Annotated in this window: 11 protein-coding genes; 7 read left to right on the forward strand and 4 right to left on the reverse strand. The window is 66.1% G+C overall.

The window, feature by feature from the left end:
- Position 1 precedes the first annotated feature (1 nt).
- A complete protein-coding gene (locus ACI766_RS02090; protein WP_003106121.1) occupies positions 2-796 on the forward strand; it encodes an AraC family transcriptional regulator in 795 nt (264 codons plus the stop codon).
- A 75-nt stretch (positions 797-871) separates the two neighbouring features.
- A complete protein-coding gene (locus ACI766_RS02095) occupies positions 872-1,483 on the forward strand; it encodes a LysE family translocator (protein ID WP_003084610.1) in 612 nt (203 codons plus the stop codon).
- A gap of 7 nt (positions 1,484-1,490) precedes the next feature.
- On the opposite strand, the gene ACI766_RS02100 is transcribed toward ACI766_RS02095, so the two are convergent.
- From ACI766_RS02100 to ACI766_RS02110, 3 genes are all read right to left on the reverse strand, one after another.
- Positions 1,491-2,906 carry a hypothetical protein gene (locus ACI766_RS02100; RefSeq protein ID WP_004346594.1) on the reverse strand — a complete coding sequence of 472 codons (1,416 nt, stop codon included), beginning with the start codon at positions 2,904-2,906 and terminating at the stop codon, positions 1,491-1,493.
- A 34-nt stretch (positions 2,907-2,940) separates the two neighbouring features.
- Entirely contained in the window at positions 2,941-3,663 is a 723-nt protein-coding gene (locus ACI766_RS02105; RefSeq protein ID WP_023086910.1) for a 16S rRNA (uracil(1498)-N(3))-methyltransferase, read from the reverse strand.
- Between the two features lie 92 nt (positions 3,664-3,755).
- Positions 3,756-5,159: an adenosylmethionine--8-amino-7-oxononanoate transaminase gene (locus ACI766_RS02110; protein WP_003117900.1), complete on the reverse strand. Its 1,404-nt coding sequence runs from the start codon at positions 5,157-5,159 to the stop codon at positions 3,756-3,758.
- A gap of 173 nt (positions 5,160-5,332) precedes the next feature.
- Here ACI766_RS02110 and ACI766_RS02115 point away from each other — a divergent pair, with 173 nt between their 5' ends.
- The 3 genes from ACI766_RS02115 (at position 5,333) to ACI766_RS02125 (ending at position 8,160) form a co-directional block, all read left to right on the forward strand.
- The gene (locus ACI766_RS02115) at positions 5,333-6,823 is read left to right on the forward strand and encodes a flavin monoamine oxidase family protein (RefSeq protein ID WP_003118815.1); all 1,491 of its coding nucleotides are present in this window, start codon (positions 5,333-5,335) and stop codon (positions 6,821-6,823) included.
- A gap of 180 nt (positions 6,824-7,003) precedes the next feature.
- Positions 7,004-7,573, forward strand: a complete 570-nt coding sequence (locus ACI766_RS02120) for a cytochrome b (protein WP_003106133.1) — start codon at positions 7,004-7,006, stop codon at positions 7,571-7,573.
- Between the two features lie 11 nt (positions 7,574-7,584).
- Positions 7,585-8,160, forward strand: a complete 576-nt coding sequence (locus tag ACI766_RS02125) for a YceI family protein (RefSeq protein ID WP_003084626.1) — start codon at positions 7,585-7,587, stop codon at positions 8,158-8,160.
- 68 nt (positions 8,161-8,228) lie between these two features.
- Here ACI766_RS02125 and mexR read toward each other — a convergent pair whose 3' ends face one another.
- The gene (mexR, locus tag ACI766_RS02130; protein WP_003114897.1) at positions 8,229-8,672 is read right to left on the reverse strand and encodes a MarR family transcriptional repressor MexR; all 444 of its coding nucleotides are present in this window, start codon (positions 8,670-8,672) and stop codon (positions 8,229-8,231) included.
- Between the two features lie 274 nt (positions 8,673-8,946).
- Here mexR and mexA point away from each other — a divergent pair, with 274 nt between their 5' ends.
- The gene (mexA, locus tag ACI766_RS02135; protein ID WP_003118819.1) at positions 8,947-10,098 is read left to right on the forward strand and encodes a multidrug efflux RND transporter periplasmic adaptor subunit MexA; all 1,152 of its coding nucleotides are present in this window, start codon (positions 8,947-8,949) and stop codon (positions 10,096-10,098) included.
- Positions 10,099-10,113: 15 nt separating this feature from the next.
- Complete coding sequence (gene mexB, locus ACI766_RS02140; RefSeq protein ID WP_003107312.1) at positions 10,114-13,254, forward strand: multidrug efflux RND transporter permease subunit MexB; 3,141 nt, start codon at positions 10,114-10,116, stop codon at positions 13,252-13,254.
- Position 13,255: the final 1 nt, after the last annotated feature.

Below are 13,255 nucleotides of genomic sequence, written 5' to 3' on the forward strand. Positions count from 1 at the left end.
CATGGCCGGCCTGCAGCACGCGCGGATCGGCGCCTTCCTCGAGGTCGCCAGCGCCAGCCTGGCCGGGCACCGCTTCGAGAAGCACAGCCACGACGAGTTCGTCATCAGCGCCAACCTCTGCGGATTGGAAGATGTCTGGCTGGATGGCCGTACCTTCCAGGCCGACAGCGGCGACCTGACCCTCTACAACCCGGGGCAGATCCAGGGCGGCGGCGTCCGCGACGGCCAGCCCTGGCGCTTCGCCAGCCTCTATCTGCCTGCCGCCGAACTGGCGAGCAGCCTGGATCTTTCCTCCGTCGAGTTCGACCGCCCGCTGCTGCGCAGTCCGGCGCTGGGCCGCGAGTTGGCCGCCAGCATCGAAGCCTTGCTGGCCAGCGACCGTTTCGCCCGCGAACGGGGCGAGGAGCGCCTGCTGGATTTCCTTGGCCGCCTGCTGGCGGCGAGCGGCACCCGCCTGCCGCAGAGGGCCGATCCTGGGCGCCCGGCTGTCGCCCGCCTGCAGGCGCTGCTCGCCGAGCGCCTGGCCGAACCGCCGGACCTGGATGAGATGGCGGAGCAGGTGGGCCTGTCGAAATACCACCTGCTGCGGGCGTTCAAGAAGGCCACCGGGCTCAGCCCGCGCCAGTGGAGCATGCAACTGCGCACCCGCCGCGCCCTCGGCCTGTTGCGCCGTGGCCTGGCGGTGGGCGAGGTGGCCCACGCCCTGGGCTTCGCCGACCAGAGCCACCTGACCCGTTACTTCACCAGCGCCTACGGCATTTCGCCGGGCCGCTACCAGCGCGCCGTGCGCGGCTGAACTGCGCAATCCGGTTCAAGTCGGCGGAGCCGCCGGCCGGGATAATCCGACGTCCCACCACGGAGTCGTCGTTCCATGCTCGCCATCTTCCTCGCCGCCTTGCTGTTCGGTTTCGCCTTCAATGTTTCCCCTGGCGCGGTGTTCAGCGAAACGCTGCGCCGCGGTTTGACCGGCGGCTTCCGCCCGGCGTTGCTGGTGCAACTGGGGTCGCTGATCGGCGATGCCGTCTGGGCCCTGCTCGGGCTTACCGGACTGGCGCTGCTGCTGGGCTACGAGCAGGTGCGGATTCCCCTGACCCTGGCCTGTGCCGCCTACCTGGCCTGGCTCGGCGTGCAAGGCTTGCGCGACGCCTGGAGTCCGCCGCTGGCGGCGGAGGATGCCGGCGAGCAGGGGCGCAACGCCTTCGGCGCCGGCGCGGCGATCTCCCTGTCCAATCCGAAGAACGTGGTCTACTGGGGTGCCCTCGGCAGCGCCCTGGCGGGGATCGTCGACGGCACGCCGAACCAGGCGCAGTCGCTGGTGTTCTTCGCCGGTTTCATGCTCTCGTCGCTGATCTGGTGCTTTTGCTGCGCGGCGCTGGTGGACTGGCTGCGGCGCAACACCTCGCTGTTCTGGCACCGCGTCAGCTACGCCGGTTGCGGCGTGCTCCTGCTCGGCCTGGCGGGACTGGCGCTGCGCGGGCTGTAGACGCGCCTCAGGCCGGCGCCAGGCGCCGCCGCAGCAGGCGTTGGCGCAGGCTTTCGAACCTGCCGAGGTCGACATGCCGGGCATGGTCGCCGACGACGATCCGGCCGTCGGGCAGCTCCGCCCAGTGCTGTAGTCCGCCCTCCAGGTCCAGTTCGCCGTAGCGGATGCGCAGCGCCCGGCCGGATTCGAGGTGCCAGAGCTGGGCGAGGTCCCGCGAGCGATGCGGTTCCAGCCACGGCGCCAGGAGCAGCCAGCCTCCGTCCAGGGCCTGGAGCTTCAGGTAGGGGCCTTCGGCCAGGCCGTCCAGCGAGTGGCTGCGGATCTCGCCGCTGTCGAGCCGGCCTTCGCAGAGCGTTTCACGCTCCAGCCAGACGATGGTCCCGGGCGCCGCCGAGGTCGGTTGCGCCGGATCGGCGGGCAGATCCTTGCCGACGGGGAACGGCAGGGGCTGGATGCGTGCCTCGCGCCATTCGAAGAACTGCCCGCGGGAGAGCAGGCAGACGCGCTGGTCCGGAGTGGTGAAGACCGCCGGCGGATTCTCGATGGAGCGCCGCGCTTGCGGCACCTCGAAGAGCAACCGCGGTTCGTCGTTGCCCTGGGCGAAGCCCGGATAGAGGAAGAACAGGCCGCGGTCGGCCAGGAGCAGGTCGTCCCCGGCCAGGCCGATGGCAAGTTCCGGGGTGCGGCGTTGGCGCAACGACTGCGCCGGCGGCAGCGGCAAGGGCGGTAGTTCGGGCGTCAACGAGGCGAGGTCGCGGGAGCGATGCAGCCAGGCGTAGGGGCTTCCCGAACGGGTCATCCTGACCCAGGCGTGCAGGCCGTCCGCCGAACTGGCCCGGCAGAGCAACGCGCCCTGGGTTTCCTCCGCGCCATCGGGCAGGCGTTGCAGCCTGGGCCATTGGCGCAGGTCCAGCAGGTCGCGGCTGTCCTCGCCCGGCAGGCGGGCGATGGCCAGGCCGGGCGCCAGGTGCTCGGCGTGTTCGAGGCAGATGTAGGCCGAAGCCGGCGCCAGGCCGGCCGGCGCGGCGGCGGGGAGGGCCGCCCGGGCGCCCTCGGGGGCGTTTTCCTGGCGCAGCGTGCGGGCGTTGTGGCCCTGCGCTGCGAGTGCATCGAGGAGGCGCTGGCTGTGGGGGGCTCCGACCACGTACAGGTTCAGGCTGTCGTCTTCGTCCAGGCGTTCCACCAACGCCAGTCCGAGGGATTCCAGCTCCTGGCCGAGGGCTGGCAGGAAATCCTCGGGAAGGTCGTCGCGCAGGCGCTCCAGCAGCGTCTCCAGTGCGGCGGAGGCCAACTGCGGGAAGCGTCCGGCATAGTCTCGGCGGAGTACGCCGAGCACGTCGGGCAGGCGGATCTTCCAATCGAAGGTAACGGGCGTGTCCATGCGTGCGATCCGTTGCGAAGTGGGTTGCGCAACGGTATTCACTGGCTGTCGCCGTTGTAAAGCGGCGGGAGGGATATCAGGTGAAGTCGCCCCAGAGTTGCTGGGCCACCGCCAACGCTACCACCGGCGCGGTCTCGGTGCGCAGCACTCGCGGGCCGAGGCGCGCGGAGTGGAAACCGGCCGCCTGAGCCTGCTCCACCTCGGCATCGCTCAGGCCGCCTTCGGGACCCACCAGGAAGGCCAGGCGCGACGGCGGCGCATGGCTGGCCAGGGGGGCGGCCACAGGGTGCAGGACCAGCCTGAGGTCATCGTCCCGCCCGCGCAGCCAGTCCTCCAGGGCCAGAGGCGGATGGATCAGCGGCAGGCTCGAACGGCCGCACTGCTCGCAGGCGCTGATCGCCACCTGGCGCCAGTGCTGCAGGCGCTTGTCGGCGCGCTCGTCCTTCAGGCGCACTTCGCAACGCTCGCTGACGATCGGGGTGATTTCCGCCACCCCCAGCTCGGTGGCCTTCTGGATCGCCCAGTCCATCCGCTCGCCGCGCGACAGGCCTTGCCCCAGGTGGATACGCAGGGGCGAGTCGGGCTGGCCGGCGAACTGCTCGCGGAGTTCGACGCGGACATTCTTCTTGCCGACCTCGACCAGCTCGCCGAGGTATTCCCGGCCGCTGCCGTCGAACAGTTGCACGGCGTCGCCCGTGGCGTGCCGCAGCACGCGGCCGATGTAGTGGGCCTGGGCCTCGGGCAGGTCGTGCTGGCCGAGGGAGAGAGGCTGGTCGACGAAGAAGCGGGACAGGCGCATGGCGATTCGAGGGTAGTGGCGACAGGCGCGCAGTTTACTGCCTGCCGCGGGGCGCTGGAACCGGCCCCCTCGGAACGAAGGGGCGGCGACGTTCAGCCCGGATCGCGGTGGTCCGGGTGGAAGTCGCTGACCGCCACGCTGACCGCGTCGCGGGTGGCGATGTCGATGCCTTCGCTGGCCACCTCGGCGAGGAAGTCGATCTGCTCCGGGGTAATCACGTAGGGCGGCAGGAAATACACCACGCTGCCCAGCGGGCGCAGCAGCGCGCCGCGCTCCAGGCCATGCTGGAAGACCTTCAGGCCGCGGCGCTCCTGCCAGGGGTAGGGCGTCCTGGATGCCTTGTCCTGGACCATTTCGATGGCCAGGACCATCCCGGTCTGGCGCACCTCGGCGACATGCGGGTGGTCGGCCAGGTGCGCGGTGGCCCTGGCCATGTGGGTGGACAGCGCGCGGTTGGCCTCGATCACCTTGTCTTCCTCGAAGATGTCCAGGGTCGCCAGGGCGGCGGCGCAGGCCAGCGGGTTGCCGGTATAGGTGTGCGAGTGGAGGAAGGCGCGCAGGGTCTGGTAGTCGTCGTAGAAGCCCCGGTAGACGGTCTCGCTGGTCAGCACCGCGGACATCGGCAGGTAGCCACCGGTGAGGGCTTTGGACAGACAGAGGAAATCCGGGGCGATGCCGGCCTGCTCGCAGGCGAACATCGTCCCGGTGCGGCCGAAGCCCACCGCGATCTCGTCGTGGATCAGGTGCACGCCATAGCGGTCGCAGGCTTCGCGCAGCAGCTTGAGGTAGACCGGGTGGTACATGCGCATGCCGCCGGCGCCCTGGATCAGCGGTTCGACGATGACCGCGGCGATCTCGTCGTGCCCTTCGGCCAGGGTGCGCTCCATATGGGCGAACATGTTCCGCGAATGTTCTTCCCAGCACATGCCGTCCGGACGCAGGAAGCAGTCCGGGCTGGGCACCTTGATGGTGTCGAGCAGCAGCGACTTGTAGGTTTCGGTGAACAGCGCCACGTCGCCCACCGACATCGCCGCGATGGTTTCGCCGTGGTAGCTGTTGGTCAGGGTGACGAAGCGCTTCTTGCGCGGCCTGCCGCTATTGAGCCAGAAGTGGTAGCTCATCTTCAGCGCGACCTCGATGCCCGCCGAGCCGCTGTCGGCGTAGAACACCCGGTCGAGCCCCGGCGGGGTGATCTTCACCAGTCGCTCCGACAGCTCGATCACCGGCTGGTGGCTGAATCCGGCGAGGATCACGTGCTCCAACTGGTCGACCTGGTCCTTGATGCGCTGGTTGATGCGCGGGTTGGCGTGACCGAACACATTGACCCACCAGGAACTGACCGCATCGATGTAGCGCTTGCCTTCGAAATCCTCCAGCCAGACGCCTTCGCCGCGGCGGATCGGGATCACCGGCAGGCGTTCGTGGTCTTTCATCTGGGTACAGGGATGCCAGAGTACGTTCAGGTCGCGCTGCATCCAGTCGGCGTTAAGGCCCATGGGCTGTCTCCTCGGATCGATCGGCAAAGCCTATGCAATGGGGGTGAGATGAACAACCCGGCGGGTTGGGACACATCCGACAGCAGCCGCCGACGGACTCCTATGGTGGCCCAAACGGCTCTGGCGTATGCTGCGCGCCGTTGCGTCTTTGCTTTTTTCCTGGGGAGTCCGGTATGTCGTTAAGGTGGCTGCGCGCCGCGGCGTTTCTCATGTTGGGGGTGTTCAGCGCGGTGGCGCTGGGCAAGGATAAACAGCCTACGGCGATCGTCGTCGGCGCGGGCCTGGCAGGCCTGAGCGCGGCCTACGAATTGCAGAAGGACGGCTGGCAGGTCACGGTGCTCGAAGCGCGGCCGCAGGTGGGCGGGCGTTCCGGCCTGGCCACCAGCGAATGGGTCGGCAACCAGAAGGTCCAGCCCACGCTCAATGCCTACCTGGACACCTTCAAGCTGAAGCCGGTGCCGGCGCCGGACTTCGTCCGCACCCCCAGCTACCTGATCGACGGCCTGTACTACAGCAGCAGCGATCTCGCGCTCAAGCAGCCGAACGTCGCCGCCGACCTCAAGCGCTTCGAGTCGACCCTGGACGATCTCTCGGCATCGATCTCCGACCCGCTCAACCCTGCCTCGAGCAATACCCTGTTCGCCCTCGACCAGATGAACGCCGCGCGCTGGCTGGACAAGCTGAACCTGTCGCCGACCGCGCGCCTGCTGGTCAACCAGCGTATCCGTTCGCGCTACGACGAACCGTCGCGCCTGTCGCTGCTCTACCTCGCCCAGCAGGGCCGCGCCTACCGTGGCGTCGACGACCGCGACCTGCGCGCGGCGCGCCTGCCCGGCGGCAGCCAGGTGCTGGCGGAAGCCTTCGTCAAGCAGATCAAGACGATCAAGACCAAATCCAAGGTGTCGAGCATCGTCCAGGCCAAGGACGGCGTCGCCGTCAAGGCCGGCAGCGAGACCTACAAGGCCGACTACGTGGTTCTCGCCGTGCCGCTGAAGGCGCTCGGCCAGATCCAGATGACCCCGTCCCTGAGCGGTACCCAGATGTCCGCGCTGAAGGGCACCAACTATGGCTGGCGCGACCAGATCCTGCTGAAGTTCAAGCGTCCGGTGTGGGACGACAAGTCGCGCCTCTCCGGCGAGATCTTCAGCGACCAGGGCCTGGGCATGATCTGGGTCGAGCCGGCGCTGAAAGGCGGCGCCAACGTCCTGATCAACCTGTCCGGCGACAACGCCCGCGTGCTGCAGGCTTTCGGCGACCGGCAGATGGTCGATCAGGTGCTGATCCGCATGAACAAGTTCTATCCGAAGATGCGCGGTGCCTTCGCCGGCTACGAAATTCGTCGCTACAGCGCCGATCCGGGTACCGGTGGTTCCTACCTGGCCTACGGTCCGGGCCAGGTGACGCGTTTCTGGCGGATCTGGGAACAGCCGCTGTCGCGGGTCGCCTTCGCCGGCGAGCACACCGATGCGCTGTACCCCGGCACCATCGAGGGCGCGCTGCGTAGCGGCAAGCGCGCGGCCAGCCAGGTGCGCGACCTGTATGCCGGCAAGACGCCGGTGATCGAGGGCGCGCCGATGGTGGCGAAGGCCGAGAAGGTGGCCGCACCGACGACCGGCGGCGAGAAGAAGAACCCGTTCGCCTGGTTCACCCGCCTGTTCGATTGATCCCCTTCGCCGGCGCCGGAAGCTCCGGCGCCTTGCGCTTCCCGGTTCGCAGCGCAATCCGGGGTTTTTTCTTAGCCTGCGAACCTATCTTGTGAATCGATGTTTCAAAGCAGAATTTTCTGCTTTAACTCGATGGATTTGCCGCTAGTCTTGAGGCTTCGCTTTTCAAGGAAGTTTTTCATGCAGTGGCGCAATACCTCATCCCGTTACGGCGTATTCAGCCTGTTCCTGCACTGGGGCAGCGCGCTGGTGGTCTTCGGCCTGTTCGGCCTGGGCCTGTGGATGCGCGAACTGAGCTATTACGACCCCTGGTACCACCCCGCGCCGGCGCTGCATAAAAGCATCGGCATCCTGCTGGCCATTGCCCTGCTGGTGCGGATCGTCTGGCGTTTCGTCAGCCCGCCGCCGCCGGCGCCGGCCAACCACGGTCCGCTCACGCGGGTAGCGAGCAAGCTTGGCCACCTCGCGCTGTACGGGCTGCTGCTGGCGGTGATCGTCGCGGGCTACCTGATTTCCACCGCCGACGGCGAACCGATCAGCGTGTTCGGCTGGTTCTCCGTGCCGGCAACCCTCAGCGGGCTGCCCGACCAGGCAGACGTCGCGGGTGAAATCCATCTCTACCTGGCCTGGGCGCTGGTGGTCTTCGCCGTCCTCCATGCCCTGGCCGCCCTCAAGCATCACTTCGTCGACCGCGACCCGACCCTAAAGCGCATGCTCGGTCGCTCGTCGAATGATCAACAACCACGTTAAGGAGAATGTCCATGCTGAAGAAGACCCTTGCCGCGCTGGCGCTCGGCTCCGCACTGTTCACCGCCGGCCAGGCAATGGCCGCGGACTACAAGATCGACAAGGAAGGCCAGCACGCCTTCATCGAGTTCCGCATCAAGCACCTGGGCTATAGCTGGCTGTACGGCCGCTTCAACGACTTCGACGGCAGCTTCACCTTCGACGAGAAGAACCCGTCGGCCGACAAGGTCAAGGTGACCATCAACACCAACAGCGTGGACACCAACCATGCCGAGCGTGACAAGCACCTGCGCAGCGGTGATTTCCTCAACGTCAGCAAGAACCCGACCGCTACCTTCGAATCCACCGAAGTGAAGGCCAACGGCGACAGCGCCGACATCACCGGCAACCTGACCCTGAACGGCGTGACCAAGCCGGTCACCATCAAGGCCAAGCTGATCGGCCAGGGCGACGACCCGTGGGGCGGCTACCGTGCCGGCTTCGAAGGCAGCGCCACCCTGAAGCTGAAAGACTTCGGCATCAAGATGGACCTCGGCCCGGCATCCCAGGAAGTCGAGCTGCTGCTCTCCGTCGAAGGCATTCGCCAGTAAGCGGATACCTGAAACGAAAAACGCCGGCGATCGCCGGCGTTTTTCATTGTGCTTCGAAAAGAATGTTCTTAAATATCCTCAAGCGGTTGCGCGGCCAGGCACTGGTCGAGGAGATGCACCAGGGTGGCCTGTTCCACCGGGGTGAGCGGGGCAAACAACTCGTCATGCACGCGTGACATGATGGCCTCCGCATGCTGGTGGATGGCCAGCCCCTCGTCGGTGAGGAAGAGCTGGAAGCTGCGCTGGTCGCTGGGGTTGCGCTCGCGGCGGACCAGGTTTCTTCCCTCCAGCTCGCGGATCTTCCGGGTGATCAGTGCCTTGTCGCGGCACATCTGGCGTCCCAGGTCCTGCAGGTTCAGCCCGCGTTGTTCGTCGATAAGCTTCAATACATGGACGTCGGGCGGGGTCAGGTCGAGTCGCTGGCAATCGAGCTCGCTCTGGATGCGCGTCCGCACATGCTGGAAGACCGCCATCAGCGCGGGCATCAGGTCGGGATTCACGGGGTAGTTCATTGGTTTGGCCGAGTAAACCTAATGTAAATGTGGTTGATCCAGTCAACTATTTTGCTTATTTTAGTTGACCTTATCAACCTTGTTTCAGGTTCTGAATATGGGCCATGGCGCCGGGTGGATAACCGGCCATCGAGCTAAAACGTTTCAGGTGTTTTCACGCGAGGCTTTCGGACGTTTACAAACACCTATGAATGTAAGTATTTTGCCTGCCTTCTTCGAGCCGGTGCAGCGCCTTCACGCTGCATCGGCCGCTTTCGCTCATGAGGACAACGCTATGCAACGAACGCCAGCCATGCGTGTACTGGTTCCGGCCCTGCTGGTCGCGATTTCGGCCCTTTCCGGGTGCGGAAAAAGCGAGGCGCCGCCGCCGGCGCAAACGCCGGAGGTCGGGATCGTGACCCTGGAAGCGCAGACGGTGACCCTGAATACCGAGCTGCCGGGCCGGACCAATGCGTTCCGCATCGCCGAGGTGCGTCCCCAGGTGAACGGCATCATCCTCAAGCGCCTGTTCAAGGAAGGCAGCGACGTCAAGGCCGGGCAGCAGCTCTACCAGATCGACCCCGCCACCTACGAGGCCGACTACCAGAGCGCCCAGGCCAACCTGGCTTCGACCCAGGAACAGGCCCAGCGCTACAAGCTGCTGGTCGCCGACCAGGCCGTGAGCAAGCAGCAGTACGCCGACGCCAATGCCGCCTACCTGCAGTCCAAGGCGGCGGTGGAGCAGGCGCGGATCAACCTGCGCTACACCAAGGTGCTGTCGCCGATCTCCGGCCGCATCGGCCGTTCCGCGGTGACCGAAGGCGCCCTGGTGACCAACGGCCAGGCCAACGCGATGGCCACCGTGCAACAGCTCGACCCGATCTACGTCGACGTCACCCAGCCGTCCACCGCCCTGCTGCGCCTGCGCCGCGAACTGGCCAGCGGCCAGTTGGAGCGCGCCGGCGACAACGCGGCGAAGGTCTCCCTGAAGCTGGAGGACGGTAGCCAATACCCGCTGGAAGGTCGCCTCGAATTCTCCGAGGTTTCCGTCGACGAAGGCACCGGCTCGGTCACCATCCGCGCCGTGTTCCCCAACCCGAACAACGAGCTGCTGCCCGGCATGTTCGTTCACGCGCAGTTGCAGGAAGGCGTCAAGCAGAAGGCCATCCTCGCTCCGCAGCAAGGCGTGACCCGCGACCTCAAGGGCCAGGCTACCGCGCTGGTGGTGAACGCGCAGAACAAGGTCGAGCTGCGGGTGATCAAGGCCGACCGGGTGATCGGCGACAAATGGCTGGTTACCGAAGGCCTGAACGCCGGCGACAAGATCATTACCGAAGGCCTGCAGTTCGTGCAGCCGGGTGTCGAGGTGAAGACCGTGCCGGCGAAGAATGTCGCGTCCGCGCAGAAGGCCGACGCCGCTCCGGCGAAAACCGACAGCAAGGGCTGATCAAGGGGATTCGTAATGTCGAAGTTTTTCATTGATAGGCCCATTTTCGCGTGGGTGATCGCCTTGGTGATCATGCTCGCGGGCGGCCTGTCGATCCTCAGTCTGCCGGTCAACCAGTACCCGGCCATCGCCCCGCCGGCCATCGCCGTGCAGGTGAGCTACCCGGGCGCCTCGGCCGAGACGGTGCAGGACACCGTGGTCCAGGTGATCGAGCAGCAGATGAACGGGATCGACAATCTGCGCTACATCTCCTCGGAGAGTAACTCCGACGGCAGCATGACCATCACCGTGACCTTCGAACAGGGCACCGACCCCGACATCGCCCAGGTCCAGGTGCAGAACAAGCTGCAACTGGCCACCCCGCTACTGCCGCAGGAAGTGCAGCGCCAGGGGATCCGGGTGACCAAGGCGGTGAAGAACTTCCTCATGGTGGTCGGTGTGGTTTCCACCGACGGCAGCATGACCAAGGAAGACCTGTCGAACTACATCGTTTCCAACATCCAGGACCCGCTCTCGCGGACCAAGGGCGTCGGTGACTTCCAGGTGTTCGGCTCGCAGTACTCGATGCGCATCTGGCTCGACCCGGCCAAGCTGAACAGCTACCAGCTGACCCCCGGCGACGTGAGCAGCGCGATCCAGGCGCAGAACGTGCAGATTTCCTCCGGCCAGCTCGGCGGCTTGCCGGCGGTCAAGGGCCAGCAGCTCAACGCCACCATCATCGGCAAGACCCGCCTGCAGACCGCGGAGCAATTCGAGAACATCCTGCTCAAGGTCAATCCCGACGGTTCCCAGGTGCGCCTGAAGGACGTCGCCGATGTAGGCCTGGGCGGCCAGGACTACAGCATCAACGCGCAGTTCAACGGCAGCCCGGCGTCCGGTATCGCGATCAAGCTGGCCACCGGCGCCAACGCGCTGGATACCGCCAAGGCGATCCGCCAGACCATCGCCAACCTGGAACCGTTCATGCCGCAGGGCATGAAGGTGGTCTACCCGTACGACACCACCCCGGTGGTCTCGGCCTCGATCCATGAGGTAGTGAAGACCCTCGGCGAGGCGATCCTCCTCGTGTTCCTGGTGATGTACCTGTTCCTGCAGAACTTCCGCGCCACGCTGATCCCGACCATCGCCGTACCGGTGGTGCTGCTGGGGACCTTCGGCGTGCTCGCCGCGTTCGGCTTCTCGATCAACACCCTGACCATGTTCGGCATGGTGCTGGCCATCGGCTTGCTGGTGGACGACGCCATCGTGGTGGTGGAGAACGTCGAGCGGGTGATGGCCGAGGAAGGCCTGTCGCCAAGGGAGGCGGCGCGCAAGTCCATGGGCCAGATCCAGGGCGCGCTGGTCGGTATCGCCATGGTGCTCTCGGCGGTATTCCTGCCGATGGCGTTCTTCGGCGGCTCCACCGGGGTGATCTACCGGCAGTTCTCCATCACCATCGTGTCGGCCATGGCCCTCTCGGTGATCGTGGCGCTGATCCTCACCCCGGCGCTCTGCGCGACCATGCTCAAGCCGATCGAGAAAGGCGACCATGGCGAGCACAAGGGCGGCTTCTTCGGCTGGTTCAACCGGATGTTCCTTTCCACCACCCACGGCTACGAGCGGGGCGTGGCGTCGATCCTCAAGCATCGCGCGCCGTACCTGCTGATCTACGTGGTGATCGTGGCCGGGATGATCTGGATGTTCACCCGCATTCCCACCGCGTTCCTCCCCGACGAGGACCAGGGCGTACTGTTCGCCCAGGTACAGACCCCGCCGGGCTCCAGTGCCGAGCGTACCCAGGTGGTGGTGGACTCGATGCGCGAATACCTGCTGGAGAAGGAAAGCTCTTCGGTCAGCTCGGTGTTCACCGTGACCGGCTTCAACTTCGCCGGCCGCGGCCAGAGTTCGGGCATGGCGTTCATCATGCTCAAGCCCTGGGAAGAGCGTCCCGGTGGCGAGAACAGCGTGTTCGAACTGGCCAAGCGCGCGCAGATGCACTTCTTCAGCTTCAAGGACGCGATGGTGTTCGCCTTCGCGCCGCCGTCGGTACTGGAACTGGGTAACGCCACCGGCTTCGACCTGTTCCTCCAGGACCAGGCGGGCGTCGGCCACGAAGTCCTGCTCCAGGCGCGCAACAAGTTCCTCATGCTCGCCGCGCAGAACCCGGCGCTGCAACGCGTGCGCCCCAACGGCATGAGCGACGAACCGCAGTACAAGCTGGAGATCGACGACGAGAAGGCCAGCGCCCTCGGCGTGTCCCTTGCCGACATCAACAGCACCGTGTCCATCGCCTGGGGTTCCAGCTACGTCAACGACTTCATCGACCGTGGCCGGGTCAAGCGGGTCTACCTGCAGGGCAGGCCGGACGCGCGGATGAACCCGGACGACCTGAGCAAGTGGTACGTGCGCAACGACAAGGGCGAGATGGTGCCGTTCAACGCCTTCGCCACCGGCAAGTGGGAATACGGTTCGCCGAAGCTGGAGCGCTACAATGGCGTGCCGGCGATGGAGATCCTCGGCGAGCCGGCGCCCGGCCTGAGTTCCGGTGACGCCATGGCGGCGGTCGAGGAGATCGTCAAGCAATTGCCGAAAGGCGTTGGCTACTCCTGGACCGGCCTGTCCTACGAGGAGCGCTTGTCCGGCTCGCAGGCGCCGGCGCTGTATGCGCTGTCGCTGCTGGTGGTGTTCCTCTGCCTGGCGGCCCTGTACGAAAGCTGGTCGATTCCGTTCTCGGTGATGCTGGTGGTGCCGTTGGGCGTGATCGGCGCGCTGCTGGCGACGTCCATGCGCGGCCTGTCCAACGACGTGTTCTTCCAGGTGGGCCTGTTGACGACCATCGGCCTGTCGGCGAAGAACGCCATTCTCATCGTGGAGTTCGCCAAGGAGCTGCACGAGCAGGGCAAGGGCATCGTCGAGGCGGCCATCGAAGCCTGCCGCATGCGTCTGCGGCCGATCGTGATGACCTCCCTGGCGTTCATCCTCGGCGTGGTCCCGCTGGCGATCTCCACCGGCGCCGGCTCGGGCAGCCAGCATGCGATCGGTACCGGCGTGATCGGCGGCATGGTCACTGCGACCGTCCTGGCGATCTTCTGGGTACCGCTGTTCTACGTGGCGGTCAGCACGCTGTTCAAGGACGAGGCGTCCAAGCAGCAAGCGTCCGTCGAAAAGGGGCAATGAT

Source organism: Pseudomonas sp. DL (assembly GCF_047199225.1).
Lineage (GTDB): Bacteria > Pseudomonadota > Gammaproteobacteria > Pseudomonadales > Pseudomonadaceae > Pseudomonas > Pseudomonas aeruginosa.